Origin of the sequence: Paraburkholderia bengalensis (assembly GCF_037126505.1) — a bacterium.
Classification (GTDB): Bacteria; Pseudomonadota; Gammaproteobacteria; order Burkholderiales; family Burkholderiaceae; genus Paraburkholderia; species Paraburkholderia bengalensis.
The window spans coordinates 1-1,334 of sequence record NZ_JACFYJ010000248.1 but is presented as its reverse complement, the minus strand read 5'-3'; the positions used below and the strand labels follow the sequence as shown (position 1 = coordinate 1,334).

Below are 1,334 nucleotides of genomic sequence, written 5' to 3'. Positions count from 1 at the left end.
GAGCTAAAGTCGAAAGTGGTGTACGGGGGATTGGGGCGAAGGATTGAAGGCGGTGGAGGATTCAGCTGAGAATCTGATTGTCGAAGTCGGAAACCAGCAAACAACAAACCATCCACCATGAGCAAGTTTACGGAAAAAGAAGTCGTTGGTCTATCGGGAGTCGGTCTGGGTCTGGACGAACTGGTGCGGCACGGCGCCCGGCAGGTGATTCAACAGGCAATCGAAGCGGAGTTGTCGGCGCTGCTGGAACGGTTCGAGAACGTCAAGACCATGCATGGGCAACGCGCCGTGGTGCGCAACGGCTACTTGCCGGAGCGCGAAGTGTTGACGGCGGCCGGGCCGATTCCGGTGAAGGTGCCGAAGGTTCGCGATCGGTCAGGATCAGGCGTGAAGTTCAATTCATCGATAGTGCCGCCGTATGTGCGCAAGTCGCCGCGTGTGAGCGCCGCGTTGCCGTGGCTTTATCTGAAAGGCATCTCAACGGGCGACATGGGCGAGGCGCTGGGCGTGCTGCTCGGTGATGACGCGAAAGGCCTGTCGGCCAATGTGGTGAGCCGTCTGAAAGCGCAATGGGCCGAGGATCACGCGAGCTGGAGCCGACGTGATCTGTCGAAATCGCGCTACGTGTACTGGTGGGTCGACGGTATTCACACCGGGCTGCGAAGCGAAAATTCAGACGGGCAATGCCTGCTGGTGATCATCGGCGTGAGGCCGGATGGACGCAAGGAGCGTGTGGCGATCGGCGACGGATATCGCGAGTCGAAAGCGTCGTGGCAGGAGTTGCTGCTCGACCTGAAATCGCGAGGCCTGCAGGCTGGTCCGCTGCTGGCCATTGGCGATGGCGCGATGGGCTTCTGGGCCGCACTGGAGGAAGTGTTTCCCGCGACGCGAGGCCAGCGCTGCTGGTTCCACAAAATGGGCAACGTCCTGAACGCGCTGCCGAAGTCGCAGCAAGGCAAAGCCAAAGCAGATCTGCAGGCGATCTGGATGGCCGCCACGCGCGCCGACGCGCATGCCGCCTTCGATCGTTTCGTGACGATCTATGCGGCAAAGTACCCCAAGGCCACTGAGACGTTGAAGAAGGATCGCGAAAGCCTGCTTGCCTTCTATGACTTCCCGGCCGACCACTGGCAGCATCTGCGAACGACAAACGCGATCGAGTCGACGTTCGCGACAGTGCGCCACCGCACTACGCGAACGCGCAACTGCGTGTCGCGAGCGACCTTCCTGGGTCTGGCATTCAAGCTGATCGAGGAAGCCGAGAAAACCTGGCGCCGTATCAACGGCCCTGAACAGATCAAGCTGTTGCTGGAGGGCATTGCCTTCAAGGACGG

The 1,334-nt window shown here is 60.6% G+C and carries 1 protein-coding gene; it reads left to right on the top strand.

The annotated features are described in order from the left end of the window. Positions 1 to 117: 117 nt before the first annotated feature. Positions 118 to 1,334, top strand: a 1,217-nt coding sequence (locus H3V53_RS43030) for an IS256 family transposase (RefSeq protein WP_336603016.1), incomplete at its 3' end; no start/stop codon positions are given.